This is a genomic window from Nostoc sp. (genome assembly GCF_036916655.1).
Classification (GTDB): Bacteria; Cyanobacteriota; Cyanobacteriia; order Cyanobacteriales; family Nostocaceae; genus Nostoc.
Genome location: NZ_JBALFY010000064.1, coordinates 347,154 through 364,743 on the forward strand (window position 1 = coordinate 347,154; position 17,590 = coordinate 364,743).

Sequence of the window (17,590 nt, forward strand, 5' to 3'; positions counted from 1 at the left end):
AATTTAAAGGTTACTAAAACTCATAAGTTCGCTCATCGCAACAAATAACTTGCGTTCTCCCACATAAGGATTGCGTGCATGAGCAGTTAACACATTGTCCAGTAATAATATGTCGCCTTGTTCCCAAGGAAAACATACTTCTAATCTTTGATATACCGCACAGATATCAAGCAGTGTAGAGTCTTCAATAGGAGTACCATCTCCATAAAAGCAATTTCGCGGCAAATCTTCTTCCTTAAAAGATGAAATTAGCGACTCGCGGGTTTGCGTATCTAAACAAGCTAAATGCCAATGTTGCGCTTGATTAAACCACGAGATTTCACCTGTTTTAGGATGCTTGATTACAGCTGGACGAATAGAAATAGTTCTTAATCCACCATCATTTTTCCATTCAAAATCAATTAAATTATTTTGACAAAGCTTTTCTACGTCAGCTTTACTTTGAGTTTGAAAAACCGTTTGCCAGTCTAACCCTAATCCGTTTCCATAATTACGAACATACATAACTTGCTTTTCAACAAATTTTTCCCTAATCTTGGGTTCAATAAGTTGAAATACCCTACGACTATCAACGATTGGGGTTTCTCCCCCTTGCTGTGCAGGTTGACAACAGCCAAACAAAATTTTTACAGGCCATTGATGATTAAAAGAATTCTCGTTATGCCACAACAACTTGCTTTCAGCAGGGTAAAAAACTGGAGTATAAACTTTACCACTTAACGTTTTGCGAGGGTGTTCACCATTTTCATTAAATAGTTCTGAGCAAACTGCTAGACCAAATCTTTCAAATGCGGCTGCTGTAGTAATACTAAATCCTTTGAAAAGGATAGCACCATATTTAATTAAATTCGTATCAATAAATTCTCGATTTGTCTCCGCCCAATCTGCGATATCTATATGAGGTACGCATGGTTTTATAACTAACGGTAGAGTTTCCTCATCCCCAAAATTATCTATTTTGATTAGTTCCGTTTGTAAACTGATAGATTTTCTACCAATTTTAGGGAATTTATGCTGAAAATTAGAGTTAGTTGTTTTTACCTGTTTCATTTCTTTAATCAACTTCAGTTACAGTTCAATTATTTTTCGTTTAACTCTACTTAACTTTTGCTTATATTCTTGTTTTCGCTTTCGTTCTTCACTCAACTGATATTCTTTATCTAAGTTAATTAAAATTTCTATTAGCTGATTTAATTTAATATTAGGGTCTATAACAACCTGAGATAAAATTATTTCAAAATTCTTTACTAATCTGCTAATGCTAATAGAATCAAATAAGTCTTTATTATATTTAAATAACCCAACTATTCCTAGTTCTGTCTCAGTTATTTCTAGAAGAAGATCAAATCTTGCTACCGTATTTTCTAATAAATCTAAACGAGTGAAAGTTAAATCTGAAATTTCTAAAGTATCTGTAGGAGTACTGGGAAGGATAAACTTAACTTGAAATATAGGAGTTTGGTTTAATCCTCTTTTAGGATTAATAGCGCTAACTAATTTCTCAAATGGTAAATCTTGGTGAGCATAAGATTCGAGGCAGACTTTACGTACTTGCTGCAAAAAATCGCTAAAGCTTTGATTGTCAGATAGAGAACTACGCAACACTAATTGATTAACAAAAAAACCAATTAAATCCTCTATTTCAATTAGATTACGGTTTGCAATATCAGTACCAATAACAATATCTTTTTCACCTGTATAGCAATATAGTAAAACCTTAAATGCTCCGAGCAGAGTCATAAATAATGTTGTTCCAAGACTATCACCTAAATTCTTAATTTCTTGGGATAATGTCTTAGAAATAATCAAAGTTTCCCTCCCCTCCTGAGAGGTTTTATTTTTTGATAGTTGGCGATTTGTAGGTAATTTTAAAACTGGTAAATTATCTCCCAATTGCTTTTTCCAGTATGTAAGCAAAGTATCAAGTACCTCACCTTGTAGCCAATTTTGTTGCCAACTAGCAAAATCTGCATACTGAATATTAATCTCTGTAAGTGGTGAAGGCTTGCCACGAGAAAAAGCTTCATAAAGTACTGATAATTCTCGGAGAAACACTCCTTGTGACCAACCGTCAACGATAATATGATGTATCGTTAGCAACAGTACATATTCTCTAGCTTTCAACTGTAAAAGAGTCAAGCGTAATAAGGGAGGCTGTGCTAAATCAAATGGTTGTTGGTAGTTTTCTAGTCTTAACCTTTGAATTTCTGCTTCATGTCTAGTATTTGGTAAATCTTGTAAATCTATTATTGGTAAGGGTATGTCGAAAGCAGGAGCAATAATTTGAACTGGTTGTCTATTGACAATTTGGAAACTGGTTCGCCAAATTTCATGCCTTCGCACTATTTCATTAATGCTTTGCTTTAAAGCTTTGATATTGAGTGAGCCTTGGAGTAATATTGCGCCATGATCGTTATAAGTATATGAATTTGGCTCTAATTGATGCAGAAACCACAATCTCTGCTGGGCAAAAGATAGAGGTAATTCTAAATCTCGTGAAACTCGTTCAATTTGTTGAGTATCAGGCTTGTGCTTACCCTGTAAACGCTTTTCTAAAATTGCTTGTTTAGCAGGTGAGAGCTTAGAACGTCGTTTAATAATTTCATCTGCTTTGCTATCCATAATCTCATCCTTATAATTAAGTAATTACTTGGAATTTTACATAAGAAGGTACAGGCTGAATCCTACTCAAATCATTTTCTAAAATAACTGAATCGTTATTATTAGCAGTTTCTTTAAACCCGGCAAATTTATAAGATATATACATCATTCTGTTGCGATCGTTTGGGACAAACTCTGCCACAAGACGGACATTATTACTTTTAGCCATACTCATAATATGATTCATCATTATTGTCCCAACTCCTCTAGACATGACGCGACAAGACATTAGCAACAGCTTTATTGTCCATGAATTAGGCTGGCATTCGATTAGAACTAAACCTATCTTTCCGTAGCTACCATACTTATCTTCCAGAGTTGCAATCAGCAGTTTATGGTTGTCTGATTGGCGAAAATGATTGAGTTCATCGTAAGAGTAGGTATAGCCAGTTGTATTTAATTGATTAGTTCGTAGTGTTAACTCTTCTGCCCGCTGCAAGTCTTCTTCTTTGGCCGAGGAGATAGTGAAATTCATATTGAGAGTAGCTAAAAAATCGTCTGCTGTACCAACAAATTCTTTCTCTGCATTTTGACGCTCAATATCACTAATATACATCAATCTTCTAATTTGTGAATCTTCCGTAATAAACCGAGGATTCATGACAGGCATATCTAAAATATTTCCGATCTTATCTGCATTTATACACAGGATTTCTGGCAAAGAAAATTTTACTTCTTCTAGTTCAAATAATTGATCATCAATGAATGCGATCGCATCCATTCCAATATTAAGTATATTAGCAATTTCTTTGAGAGAAGCAGCCTTAGAATTCCAATTTATTTGTGGATATAAAAAATACTCTCTCAAACCAAATTCTTCTAGTTTACCTATTGCTATAGCATATTCATTCTTACTAGCTATAGATTGTATGATACCACGACTATCTAAAGTATGAATAATATCTACTATATTTTTTTCTAGATAAACTTTTTCATCTTCTAGCAAAACTCCATGCCAGATGGTATTATCTAAATCCCAAACGACACATTTAATAACTTTATTGTCTTTTTGTTTACTATTTACGTCTTGTTCTTGAGTACTAATCATATATTAACTTCTCTCTGCTAATTTCTTTTCCAAGCCAGTAGCAACATTTGCCAAAAAATAATCTTGATAACCTGAGTCGGCGATAGTAATTTCTTGAATTTGAGTACTACCTTCAATGATTTCCATAATTTTAGAGTCGCGTAAATACCTTTCCACTGGGTACTCGCTACTACAACCATTGCCACCATGAATTTGCACGGCATCATTTGCTATTTTGGTAGCGACTGTGGATGCAAAGTACTTAGCAATAGAAGTCTCTATAATTGAGTTGGGGTCACTAATATCTTTGAGATAACCAGCTTGATAACACAGCAATCTTGCTGCTTTGATGTTAGTTATCATCTGACTAATCATTTGGCGGATTAATTGATGTTCTTTCAGATAAACACCAAACTGTTTTCGTTCACTTGTGTATTTGATACAAGCTTCCAAACAAGCTTGAGCAATACCTACACAACCTGAAGCCACACTATATCTACCATAATCAAGTGCAGTAGCAGCAATATAGGAAAATCCAAAACCTAATTTACCTACCAAATTTTCTAAAGAAACTTGACAGTTATTAAAGTGCAATTCTGCTGACATTGAAGCCCTAACACCTAAAAGCCTAGACATTGGTTTTACTGATAGTCCAGGACTATTTTTTTCAACTAAAAAAGCCGTGGGTTTACCCTCACATTTAGCAAAGACTAAAAATATATCTGCTATTTGCCCGTAAGTAATCCATTTTTTTTGCCCATTTAAGACATAAGCATCACCAGCAAGTGTTGCTGTTGTTTCTACACTTTTAGCATCGCTACCTACATTCGGTTCGCTTAACGCAAAAGCAGCAATAGTTTCACCAGATGCAAATTTAGGAAGCCAATACTGTTTTTGAGATTTATTACCCCATTTACACAAAGCATGAGCAACCATGTTATGAACTGTCAACAAACTTCGGACAGAAGAACATCCCCGTCCAATTTCCTCGTTGAGAATGCCATAGGTAATCATGTCCATTCCTTGCCCGCCATATTCTTGGGGCAATATAGCACCGAGAAAACCATGTTGAGCTATTTTCTTAATTAGTTCTGGCGGGGTAAATTCTTTCCTATCCCATTCGCCAGCATCAGGGCATATTTCCTGATTAACAAAAGCTCTATATTCAGCTTTAGCGTTTTTTTGTTGAGTAGAAAGCTCCAGTTTCATAATACCATTTATGCCACATAAAATAGCAATTTATATTTTATGACTGCACGAGAATAGCAGTTTTACGTGTAATTAAATTGGCGATAGAGTTGATTGTGCGGAAATTTTCAAATTCTAAATCCTCGTTTTCAATTGCAATCTGAAACTCTTGCTCTACAAATAAAACAAGCTGCATGGCGAACATAGAATTGACAAAACCTAGAGCAAAAATGTCTTCATCTGGTTGTAAATCATGATTGCCGAAAAATTTTGACAGAAAAGTTTTGATTTTAGCTTGAATTTCACTCATTAGTCTATTTATTGGTATACGTAAAAACCTTTACCACTTTTTTTACCATGCAGCCCTGCATCCACCATTTTTTTGAGTAAAGGGCATGGTCTGTATTTGCTATCGTTAAAGTTTTCGTACAAGACTTCGATAGAAAACAAAATTGTGTCTAGTCCAATTAAATCTGCTGTTTCTAAAGGCCCCATTTTGTGGCCAAAACAGCCTTTAAAGATTTTGTCTACATCTTCTGCTGTAGCAACTTGCTCCTGCACCAAAAAAATAGCCTCATTAATAGTTAACATCAACACCCGGTTAGAAACAAAACCTGGTGAATCATTAACAATTATGCATTCTTTACCCATCTGAGTTAGCATTTGTTTTGCTGTCTCAATTGTTGCCTCAGAGGTATGATATCCACGAATCATCTCTACCATTGGTTTCATTGGTACAGGGTTCATAAAGTGGATACCAACAATTTTATCAGCACGTTTGCTAACTGAAGCAATACGGGTAATGGGAATAGCTGATGTGTTAGCAGCAAATACGCAATCTGCTGGGCAAATAGAATCAATTAAGGGATAAATCTCTCTTTTAATATCCCATTTTTCGGTGACATTTTCAACTAAAAAATCTACATTTTCTAGAAATTTATAGTTTGTAGAAAACTCAATTTTGTTGAGGACATTATCTGGAGTTTCTGTTTTGTCACTTTTTTTGAAAAAACCCTGAAAGCGGATATTATTCCTGATTTCCTGTTTAGCTTTATCTAGGATATCTTCAGAAATATCTACGAGTATTACTTGATGGCCAGTTTGAGCGAGGTTTTGGGCGACTCCTATTCCCATAACACCGGCTCCGACAACTCCAATAACTTGAATTTTCATGATTAATATCCTGAACTAACCAACTTTTACTGTCTAGTTTGACAATTGCACATCAATTTTTTTGCTTTCTCAAATCAACTGTGCTTCATCTTCAGGCAATTGTTCTAACTCTTCTATGAAAATTTCTTCAACAACTAAGGCTAACTTAGCTATAGTTGGTTCATCAAAAAAACGTTTATAAGGCAGTTCTATATTGAGGGTTTTACGGAGTCGAGAAATCACAATAGTGGCAAGTAAAGAATCTCCTCCCAACTCGAAAAAATTATCGTAAATTCCTATCTGTTCAATACTAAAAATTTCCTGCCAGATGTCAGCCAGAGTGCGCTCAATCTCGCTACGTGGAGCGATATATGTATTTCTCAGGTCGGGACGAGAGTGAGTTTTTTTAACTCGATTAACCTTATTAGTTTCCTCTTCTAAGGAATTGAGAGTATCTTTTAGATTAATCAAGTTACGATCAATCAGGTTATGAAAATTGCTTTTTGATACCACTATCTGAGGCATTGTGCTACAAAATAGAATACGCTCAAAGGCCTCCATACCCTCTTCAAGGGTTAATCCTGTCTCTTCAAGTTTTAATCCTGATACACGGTATAACTTTGTCTTAGCAATCAATTCTGGAGTATTCCATATATCCCAATTTATGGATTCAATAAATTTGCCATATTTAGAAGCACTATAGTAAGCAAAGGCATCAAGAAAAGCATTTTTTGCAGTATATTCTATTAGCCCAATTCCGCCTATAATTGCTGCTTGTGATGAAGCCATGACAAAGAAATCCAACTCAGCATCTTTGAAAAGATTATTGAGTATTATTGTCCCGATTACTTTGGGTGTAAAAACAACTCTTCCTATTTCTAGTTTCTTTTGTGCAATTAATTCTTTTTTATCTTCTAGAGCATTATGAATTACCCCATTAATCTGACCAAAGCGATTCTTTGCGTGAGTAATTGCTGCTTCCATTTGTTCTCGATTGGTAACGTCAGCTTTCACCACTAAAACTTCTGTACCCAAAGCCTCAAGTTCTTGTAATTTCTGGATTTTACGGCTGATGCCATCTTGTTCACCATAATCTGATACCCATTGTAACCACTCATCTCGGTTAGGAAAATCTGAACGCCCTATCAGTATGAGTTTTGCTTGTACAGTCTTGGCTAGATATTCTGCATTAAAAAGGCCAACTCCTCCTAATCCACCCGTAATCAGATAAACTCCCTTTACCCTTAATTGGGGTTTTGCTTCAACTACTTTATCCAAGCGGACGGGTTCAAAAGTCTGCACCCAGCGATAATTTCCACGGTATGCCACAACACGGTCAGACGACTGAATTGTGAATTCTGCTAATAGCTGATTTACAAGTTTTTCTTGTTGCCAATTTTCTGTTTCAGGAATAACGATATCAATGCTACGACAGGTGATATTCGGATACTCTTGCTGAATGACTTTACACGGCCCTAATACAAAAGCCTTGCCTGGGTCTAATACCTCTGAGCCTGTTACTTCCTGTAAATTGTTTGACACAATTTCAATTTGCATAGGATTTGTCAGACTTTGCTGCTCTGCAAGTGCTTGTGCTAAAAATATCAGACTGTAAAAGCCTAAAGTTTCACACCTTTCAAGGGAATCAATTGTTAATTCTGTGTGGCTGTTCGATGTAAGATTCCACAAATGTAAAGTCCTGTTTGGTGTCAACTCCAATGCACTAAGTTCTTTGATTAAGGCATAGTAGTGATCCTGTCGTTGAGGATTTATGGTATATACGCGTTGATGGGATACTATTTCACTACTAAATTGCTTTCCTATTCTGACGATAATTGCATTGTTACCCTCAAGGGTAAGTCGTTGCACGATTTTATCGCCCAAACCGCACTCATCAATAAATATTAACCAACATCCTGTCTGAGTTGCTTGAAGCTTTGAGTTAAACGGCTGAGGCGGCATTAAACGTTTCCAAGATGGCATATAAAACCAGTCGGAAATATCTCGTTTTTCGTGTAATAAAACTTGAGATTTCTTTTCAGCATTTATTTGCTCAACGGTTACAGTAAATGCTGAAGCTGCGGGTAATGTTGTTGACGCAGAAGCTTGAGCGACGAAAACATATTGTCCAAAAGCATCAGTTTCAGAAAAAGCCGCTACCTCAACAAACCCATGATTACGTAAAGCTTCTTGCCATTGTTCTTTTGATAAAAAGGGATTACCTCTACTTCGTTGTTTATCCTCTAAGGGATTCATCAATAGACCATCAATCATGTCGAAGTCTAATTGAGGTTGGGTTATCTCTTGGATTAATAACAGACCTTCAGGAGCCAATAAAGAGCGTATATGCTCAAGAGTTTTTCCTATGTCCTGAGTCACATGCAGCACATTTACGGCTACTACTACATCAAAGCTGTGGTTCTTGTACCCTTGCTCAGATGGAGGCTGCTCAATGTTTAGTAACTGATATTTAACAAATGGATAGGCGCTAAATTTCTTTTCAGCTTCGGTTAGGAAAAAACTGCCTACATCAGTAAAGGTGTAATTGGTTTGCTGGGATGGCAATATAGGTAGTAATTCTGCGGTGGTAATACCAGTTCCACCCCCAATTTCTAAGATTCTGAGATTCACCTCGGATGGCAATGGCTTTATTACCGCCTCCAGACTCGCTTGGATAATGGCGTTATAGTAGACATCAGCAGGCAAGTTTTGCCGAGAAATTTTTCCTTCCTTGGCTAAGATAGCAGCATACAATTCTAATGGTTCTTTTTCACCAATAAGGATATCTGCTAGATTTTCACTATAGTTCTGGACGAGTTCTATCTGTTGAGGTGTATCAGCCCATCTAATTCTGAATTCTTTTACTAAACTATCAATAGAGTCTGCTGACAATGGCAGAAGGTTTGTAAAGAGTTCCCCATCTTGCTTTAAGTGGCCTCGCTCTGCCAAGACATCCAGCCAGCGACACAATAGTTGCCGGTAGCGAGGAATAATTTGACATTGCTCAAACAACTCTTCAAGAGAATACTTCTGTGATGAATTGTTGAATGCACCTAAACGCCTTAAAGCAAGATTCATGTAGGCGGTACATAAATGTTCCAAACACTGTTTGTTCGCTAGATAAGTGTGATTGTCAAATTTAGAGATTCCTTCATTTGCTTGGAACTGACCAACTTCTACCAAAGATTTCCAAATTTCTAGTGCGGTTGGTTTTCGTTGGAGATGTCTTTTTGTTAAAGGTGAAAGTTTTTCGGGTTCAATCCAGTAACGCTGTCGCTCAAAGGGATATGTTGGCAGGGCAAGACGATGACGATACTCGTTGGTGTAGAATTTTGACCAATCTATTTGTACTCCATACAACCAGAGTTTACCTAATGTGTTCAATAAGAATCTAACATCCGACTGTTTTTCTTGAGGATGCCGTAATGATGATAGTCCTGGGGAATCTAAATGCTTTTTAGTAAAGGTACATAAAGTGCGTCCTGGCCCAACTTCTAGTAGGATGCGATTTGGCTCTTGCAACAATGTATCAATGCCTGCTGCAAACCGCACTGTTTGACGTAAATGTTTTGCCCAATAATTTGAATCTGTGGCTTGCTCGGCTGTAATCCAGGTTCCGGTGACATTAGAAACAAAGGGAATTTTTGGAGGATGTAATTTGACTTTGCTTACTTCCTTCTGGAATGCCTCTAATATGGGTTCCATCATTGGGGAATGAAAGGCATGGGAAGTATGGAGACGGCGGCAGTCTATACCTCGAACTTGGAGCTTGTGTTGAAATGCATCTATAGCATCATGGTTTCCCGAAACCACACACAAGGCTGGTGCATTACTGGCCGCGAGGGATAAATTTTCATCTAGTAGAGCTACAACTTCTTCTTCTGGCAGTGGTACGGAGAGCATCGCACCAGATGGTAGTTGTTGCATTAATCGCCCACGAGCAGCCACCAGCCTTAAAGCATCTTCAACAGACATGACACCAGCTAAACAGGCGACGACATATTCCCCGATGCTATGTCCAATCATCGCCTGGGGAGAAATGCCCCATGACATCCACAGTTGAGCTAAAGCGTATTCTATGACAAACAATGCAGGTTGAGTGATGTCAGTTTGTTGTAGTTTTTCGGCTGCGGCTTTTGATTCAGACTCGTTGGGATAAATCAGCGATACTCCTGCGGAGTCACTTTGCGATCGCAGATCCAACCCCAAATGTGGTTGCAGCAATTGACAGCACAAATCGACCTGTTCCCGAAATATCGGTTCAGTTTGGTAAAGTTCTTTACCCATGTCCACATATTGAGCGCCCTGTCCAGGGAACATGAAGACGATGGAGCGATACTCCTGCGGAGTCACTTCTCTACGAGAGGCTGCGCCAACGCGATCGCTATTTTCAACTGAGCAAGTAAAAACTCTTTGCGAATCTTGTAACTGTAAAGTGCTGACTGCATCCTCAATATCTTGGCACACAAGCACGCGACGATGATTAAATTCAGCACGCCCCACTTGTAGGGTATACGCGATATTCGCTAAGTTCGCATCAAAATGTAGTTGGAGGTGATTAGCTAGATTCTCTGTTGCAGTTTCTAGAGCCGATTCAGTTTTGGCAGAAAGTAGCAACAACTGCCAGGGACGAGAAGAACTAGACGGTTCCAGCACTGGTGCTTCTTCTAGAATCACATGAGCATTTGTCCCACCAATACCTAAAGAACTCACACCAGCACGCCGAGGGGTACTTCCCGCCTTCCATTCTACTAACTTGGTATTAACGTGAAACGGACTATTGGCAAAATCAATCTCAGGATTGGGTTCTTCAAAATTTAAGCTGGGTGGTATTTGCTGATGTTTTAGGGCTAAAACTGTTTTAATCAGTCCTGCAATCCCGGCTGCTGCATCTAGATGACCGATGTTTGTTTTGACTGAACCAATCGCACAGAAGCCTTTTTTGTTGGTATTGCTACGAAAGACTTGCGAGAGTGCGGCAATTTCAATAGGATCGCCTAAAGCTGTACCAGTACCATGAGCTTCAATATAATTAATTGTTTCAGGTTCAACTCCCGCCAGCATCATCGCTTCGGCAATCACCTCTGCTTGACCATTGACGCTAGGCGCTGTGTAGCCAACTTTACCAGAACCATCATTATTGATGGCTGAACCTTTAATTACGGCATGGATGCAGTCACCATCTGCTAAAGCATCGCTCAATCGCTTGAGGAGGACAACTCCCACACCATTACCAATAATTGTTCCCTGCGCTTTGGCATCAAAAGCACGACAATGACCATCAGGAGATAGTGTCCCTCCTGGTTCATGCAAATAACCTGTTTTTTGGGGTATGTGGATAGAAACCCCGCCAGCCAAAGCCATATCACATTGATAATTCAACAAACTCTGACAAGCAAGTGTTGTTGCAACTAATGAGGTGGAACAAGCTGTTTGAATCGTAATACTTGGGCCAGTGAGATTTAATTTGTAAGAAACACGGGTAGTTAGAAAATCTTTATCATTACCAATTAATGTTTGATAGCATTGCGCCGATCCTATGGGATCGCGGTTTAAATCTAATGAATAATAGTTATTGAGGCTAGCACCAGCGTAAACTCCGATCCGACTGTCACACCGATTAGAATCATAGCCAGCATTTTCTAATGCTTCCCAAGCACACTCTAAAAAAATCCGGTGTTGTGGGTCAGTAATTTCTGCTTCTTTAGGATTAAAACTAAAAAATGCTGCGTCAAATAAATCGATGTCTTTGAGGATGGCGCTGGCTTTTATATAATTGCGATCGCTTAATATATTAGGAGCAATCCCATCAGATACTATCTCTTCATTTGTGAAGAGAGAAATTGACTCTACACCAGATTGTAAATTCTGCCAAAATTCTGCAACATTTTTAGCACCAGGAAAACGTCCTGCCATCCCAATGATGGCAATGCTTTCTACAGCATCATTATGTGTAGTGCTAACCATAAATCTTTTTACCTTGCTTACTCAATTGTTGTTTTTGGCGGTTGATAGCTTCAATTTGCTTTTGAGTGCGATCGCGTGTTCCTGTATAAGACATCTGTTGCTGTTGACTTAAATATTGCGCCAGTGAATAAATAGTTGGGTTCTGAAACATTTCTACAACTGATAAATCCCGTTGCAAATTTACTTGCAGTTTATGATTAACTTGAATCATTAGTAGCGAATGCCCACCAAGGTCAAAGAAATTATCATGAATACCTACTCGTTCGAGATGTAGCACCTCTTGCCAAAGTTTTGCTATCTGCTGTTCCATTTCCGACTGAGGTACTTGATAAGTAGTCGTTAATGTTGGACGTAAGTCTTCTGGTATAGGTAAAGCACGACGGTTGACTTTTCCGTTAGGCAAAAGTGGTAAGGTGTCTAGGAAGATAAAAACACCAGGAATCATATATTCTGGTAACAGTTCTTTGAGATAGCTTCGCAGTTCACTAGTTGTAAGTTTCTGGTCTAGTAAAAGAACAATATAAGCCACCAATTGTTGAACACGTGGTTTATCTTCTCGCGCCAAAACTACAATTTTCTGGACTGCTGGATGTTTAAGCAAGGCATTCTCAATTTCACCTAACTCAATCCGAAATCCTCTAATTTTAATCTGATGATCTATTCGCCCCAAATACTCTAAACTCCCATCTGGTAAATAACGAGCTAAATCTCCAGTTTTATAAAGGCGGGGACTGGGGACTAGGGATTGGGGATTGGGGATTGGGGAAGGTGGGGCCCCCTCTGGGGATAAGGGGTAATGGGGATTGGGAAGAATTTCTGCTCCTCTGCTCCTCTGCTCCCCTGCTCCTCTGCTTCCTTGGAAGGGGTTAGATATAAACCGTTCTTTTGTTAACTCTGGTCGGTTTAAATAACCTCTAGCTAAACCAGCACCACCAATATAAATTTCTCCTGGTATGCCAATTGGTACTGGTTGCAATTTAGGATCAAGTAAATAAATTTGTGTATTGGCGATCGGACGGCCAATAGTTACTCTGTTATCTCCTTTATTTACTTGAGTAAATGTGGAATAGGTTGTATCTTCAGACGGGCCGTAAAGATTCAAAACTTTCTGAATACGATCGTTTTGATAAATCTGCTGTACAAGTTGATTTTGTAGTGCTTCACCAGCAAGATTAACCGTCCTGACTGAAGGAGGTAAACCATCTGCTTGCAGTAATTCTGCAATGATGCTTGGGACTGTATTAACCAAGCTGACTTCCGCAACCAATGAGGGTAAGTGCAAAGCATTCTCTACGAGAATTACTCTACCACCCCAACTGAGGGGAACAAAAAGTTCAAATATTGACAAATCAAAGCAAATAGAGGTTGATGCTAAAACTCCAGCAAGATCATTATCTGTAAAAACCTCTCTTGACCATGTTAAAAAAGCAACACAACTCTGATGAGCGATCGCAACACCTTTTGGTACACCTGTAGAACCAGAAGTATAGATGATATAAGCTAAGTTATTGGATTTTACTTCACTAAACAGATTTTCTCTGCTCTGTTGGCTAAGTAATTTTGAGTCTTTATCAATACAGACAATATGCACATTCGATTTAGCAAACAATTCAACTAGATGGCTTTGAGTCAGCAGTATCTTGGTCTGACTGTCTTCTACCATGAAAGTTAAGCGTTCCTGGGGATAGGCTGGGTCTAATGGTATATAAGCTCCACCTACTTTTAAGATAGCCAGCAATGCAATCAGCATTTCTGGGCTGCGCTTCATGCACACACCTACAATTACTTCTGGCTTCACTCCTAGTTTTTGTAAATAGTGTGCTAGTTGATTTGCTTGCTCGTTTAACTCCTGATAGGTTAATTTTTGGTTCTCAAAAATAACAGCAATATTAGATGGCGTTTTCTCTACCTGTGCTTCAAACAGTTGATGAATACATTTATCTTGTGGGTAATCTGTCTCGGTATTATTCCACTCAATTAATAATTGCTGTACTTCAGATGGTGTCAGTAATTGCAAGTCTGAAATTCGTTGTTCGGGATTGCTAACTATACTTTCCAATAAAGTCTGGAAATGTCCCAGCATTCTAGTAATAGTATCTGCATTAAATAAATCTGTATTGTACTCACAAGTTGCAACCAACCCTTGCTCATCATCCTCTATAAATAATGTCAAATCAAATTTTGATGTCCCGTTGTAACCTTCCTCACAAGTAACAGAGATATCTGACAGTCTGGGATTTGATAGTGGCACATTCTGGAGAACGAACATTACTTGAAATAGTGGATTGTAACTCAAGTCTCTATTTGGCTGTATTTCTTCTACTAATTTCTCAAAAGGTAAGTCTTGATGAATATAAGCCTCTAAAGCTGTTGACTTCACCCGCGTTAATAACTCCTGAAAACTCAAATTGCCAGAAAGGTCTGTACGCAACACCAAAACATTGACAAAAAATCCGATTAATGACTCAACTTCTGCTCGGTTACGATTAGCAATTGGCGAACCGACTAAAATATCCGTCTGACCGGTGTAACGATACAGCAACGTTTTGAAGGCTGTAAGCAAGGTCATAAACAGAGTTACTCCCGAATGACGGCTCCAATTCTTTAACTCTTTTGTCAGAGTTTGAGATAGAACTAATTTCTCTTGAGCGCCTTTGAATGTTTGACGATCGGAAACAAAGCTTCTACGCGGACGATCGGTTGGTAAATTTAGTATAGGTAGCTCACCCTGCAACTTTTGTTTCCAATAAGTCAATAAAGATTGAATACGCTCAAAATCAAGCCATTTTCGTTGCCAATTGACAAAATCTCGATACTGAATGGGTAATTCAGAAAGTGCTGGGAGTTCGCCTGTGGAGAATGCTTCATATAATACAGCTAGTTCTTTGATCAGAATACCGATAGACCAACCATCTGCAATTATATGATGCAGAGTAATAATTAAATGATAATTTTTCTCACTTAATTGCAAAATTTTAGCACGCAAAAGCGATTGAGCAGATAAATCAAATGGCTGCTGTGCGAATTCTGTAGCCAAACGTTGTGCTTCTTGAGGGCGATCGCTATCAGAAAGAGAACACAAATCTTCAATCGCCAAAGTTAAGGGTACAGCTTGATTTATAACTTGGGCTGGTTGTCCATCAATTACTGTAAAGCTCGTCCGTAATACTTCGTGTCGTCTAATAATTTCGTTAAGACTATCTTGTAAAATTGCTAAATTAAGACAACCTTTGAAGCTAATAACTAGAGGAATATTATATGTAGGACTATCGGGAGTTAGCTGATTGATAAACCACAATCCCTGCTGGCCAAAAGATAGAGGCTGAATTGATAGATTTTTCTCGTGTTTGGTAAGGGATATCGATGGTACTGGATCTGTTGTCAGTTGAGCGAGGATCTTGGTAGCTAGCGATCGCGTACTCATCCCTTCAAAGAAGTCTACTACCGATACTTCTACTTCTAAATCAACCTCAACTCGATTTTTCAACTCAAATACTTTTAAAGAATCAAGTCCCAGAGCGCTTAATGGTTCATCAGGACTGATATCATTTGGTGCGATCGCCAGTACTCTCGCTTCTTGTTCAATCAGATATATTTCTAAAATCTGTTGACGTTCCCCTGGAGAAAGTGCCAAAAGTTCAGAACGCTGTAATCGAGTTTCCTCTCTGACAATCTTGCTAATTTTGAGAATATTACTGACAATAATATTCAGTTCACCATTCTGAAACTGAGCGCGAGTTGCACGACGTTGAATCTTACCGCTAGAAGTTTTGGGAATACTACCTGGTTTGATCAAAACTACAGCATAAACTTGTACTTCGTGTTCTTCAGTCACAGCTTGGCGAATTGCAGATATAACCTCTGCTAAATTTGGCTTGGCGCGAAACTTCAATTCTTGGACGATTATCAACCGTTCTTCGTTGTCAACCTCAACTGTAAATGCTGCGTTAGCACCAGAATTTAAAGATGGATGACTGCGTTCTGCGGTTAATTCAATATCCTGTGGGTAAAGATTTCTACCCCGAATAATAATTAAATCTTTGGCTCTACCTGTAACGAAAAGCTCGTTATTTTGTAAAAAACCTAAATCCCCTGTTCGCAGAAAAGGGCCTACACCTGTATCTGATAAATAAGCATAGAAAGTTTCTGCTGTCTCTCGATCGCGATTCCAATAACCTTGGCCAACACTCGGCCCCGATACCCAGATTTCCCCAATTTCATCAGGTTTACAACTAATGAGGGTTTCGGGATTAGCGATCGCCACTTCCTGTTGTGGTATAACTCGACCACAACTGACGAAATGATAAACATCCTCATCCTTAACAGATGATTCAACTATCCGATTCAATTCTAATGCAGACTTTTGGACTGTCTTGATTATCGGTGATCTTGCCTTCTGGACACCAGAAACCATCAGAGTTGTTTCAGCCATTCCGTAACAAGGGTAGAATGCCTCTTTACGAAAGCCACAATCGGCAAAGGCTGCTGCAAACCGCTCTAAAGTGTCATCCCGAATCGGTTCTGCACCGTTAAATGCCACACTCCAACTACTCAAGTCAAGAGTCTCTTTTTGTTCAGGAGTAATTTTTTGAGTACATAACTCATAAGCAAAATTCGGACCACCACTGGTTGTCCCTTTGTAGTGAGAGATAGCTTGTAACCAACGATAAGGACGTTGGAGAAAAGAAGTTGGAGGCATAATGATGCAAGGAAAACCCCCATACAAGGGTTGCAATATTCCCCCAATTAGGCCCATATCGTGGTACATCGGCAACCATGTCACAAACTTACTTTCTGGAGAATGCTCCATAAATTGGTAAGTTGTGTCAGCATTGTGCAGTAGGTTGCCATGACTAATCATTACACCCTTAGGTGTCCCTGTAGAACCAGAAGTGTATTGCAGAAAAGCTAAGGTATCTCGATCAATAGAGGGTTGTTGCCAAGCATCTTCTATTCCCTCTGCAAGATTATCAGTAGTTAGCCACTGTAAGGATTCTAAGTCAGTCTTTTGTGACATCAAAGACTGCACTGTAGGCAGGATTTCTGTTGTAGTGAGTGCGATCGCTGCTTGTGCGTCTCTAGAAATAGCTTTTATTCTCGGTGTGTTGCGCTCATTTCTAGGGGGATATGCCGTTACAGCTACAACTCCCGCATATAAACAACCGAAAAAAGTGACTAAAAAATCTAGTCCGGCTGGATAAAGTAATAAAGCGCGTTCTCCAGTCAAACCCAATGCTTGTAATTGAGCAGCTATTTGACGCGATCGCCTATCTAATTCTTGATATGTTAGTGTTGTTTGTTCTGTTTTCCCATCTAACAAAAAGGTAAAAGCATCTCTATCTGGCTGTGTAGAGCTTCTTAAGCGCAGTACTTCCACAACTGTAGAAAAGTTACCAACAAGATCAAAGAGTTTAAGCATCGTGAAATTTCACCGCAAATGCAGTTAATAGTATTTCTCTAGGTACGCAAATATATCTCAAATGTTGTATTTTATTACACTTATTACCCATGAGGTGATATACCTGCAACTACCACTACTTCTTTGTTTAGGAGTGAAAGCACACCCTTTAGCCTGACGGCTTCCCAGCCTCCAGA

At 38.6% G+C, this 17,590-nt stretch carries 8 protein-coding genes; all 8 read right to left on the reverse strand.

Going from position 1 to position 17,590, the window contains the following annotated elements:
* Positions 1 to 3: 3 nt before the first annotated feature.
* Positions 4 to 1,050, reverse strand: coding sequence for a TauD/TfdA family dioxygenase (locus V7L31_RS16755; protein ID WP_334697278.1), 1,047 nt, complete (start codon positions 1,048 to 1,050; stop codon positions 4 to 6).
* A gap of 18 nt (positions 1,051 to 1,068) precedes the next feature.
* The gene (locus tag V7L31_RS16760) at positions 1,069 to 2,622 is read right to left on the reverse strand and encodes a condensation domain-containing protein (RefSeq protein ID WP_334697279.1); all 1,554 of its coding nucleotides are present in this window, start codon (positions 2,620 to 2,622) and stop codon (positions 1,069 to 1,071) included.
* 16 nt (positions 2,623 to 2,638) lie between these two features.
* Positions 2,639 to 3,709, reverse strand: a complete 1,071-nt coding sequence (locus tag V7L31_RS16765) for an HAD-IIIC family phosphatase (protein ID WP_334697280.1) — start codon at positions 3,707 to 3,709, stop codon at positions 2,639 to 2,641.
* A 3-nt stretch (positions 3,710 to 3,712) separates the two neighbouring features.
* Positions 3,713 to 4,897, reverse strand: coding sequence for an acyl-CoA dehydrogenase family protein (locus V7L31_RS16770; RefSeq protein ID WP_334697281.1), 1,185 nt, complete (start codon positions 4,895 to 4,897; stop codon positions 3,713 to 3,715).
* Positions 4,898 to 4,934: 37 nt separating this feature from the next.
* Positions 4,935 to 5,186, reverse strand: a complete 252-nt coding sequence (locus tag V7L31_RS16775) for an acyl carrier protein (protein ID WP_334697282.1) — start codon at positions 5,184 to 5,186, stop codon at positions 4,935 to 4,937.
* Positions 5,187 to 5,194: 8 nt separating this feature from the next.
* On the reverse strand, positions 5,195 to 6,049 hold the full coding sequence (locus V7L31_RS16780; protein WP_334697283.1) for a 3-hydroxyacyl-CoA dehydrogenase family protein: 855 nt from the start codon (positions 6,047 to 6,049) through the stop codon (positions 5,195 to 5,197).
* Positions 6,050 to 6,118: 69 nt separating this feature from the next.
* Positions 6,119 to 11,995 (reverse strand): SDR family NAD(P)-dependent oxidoreductase, encoded by a 5,877-nt coding sequence (locus V7L31_RS16785; RefSeq protein ID WP_334697284.1) that lies wholly within the window; start codon positions 11,993 to 11,995, stop codon positions 6,119 to 6,121.
* Positions 11,988 to 17,414, reverse strand: a complete 5,427-nt coding sequence (locus tag V7L31_RS16790; RefSeq protein ID WP_334697285.1) for an amino acid adenylation domain-containing protein — start codon at positions 17,412 to 17,414, stop codon at positions 11,988 to 11,990. Before V7L31_RS16790 ends, V7L31_RS16785 begins: the two co-directional genes overlap by 8 nt.
* Positions 17,415 to 17,590: the final 176 nt, after the last annotated feature.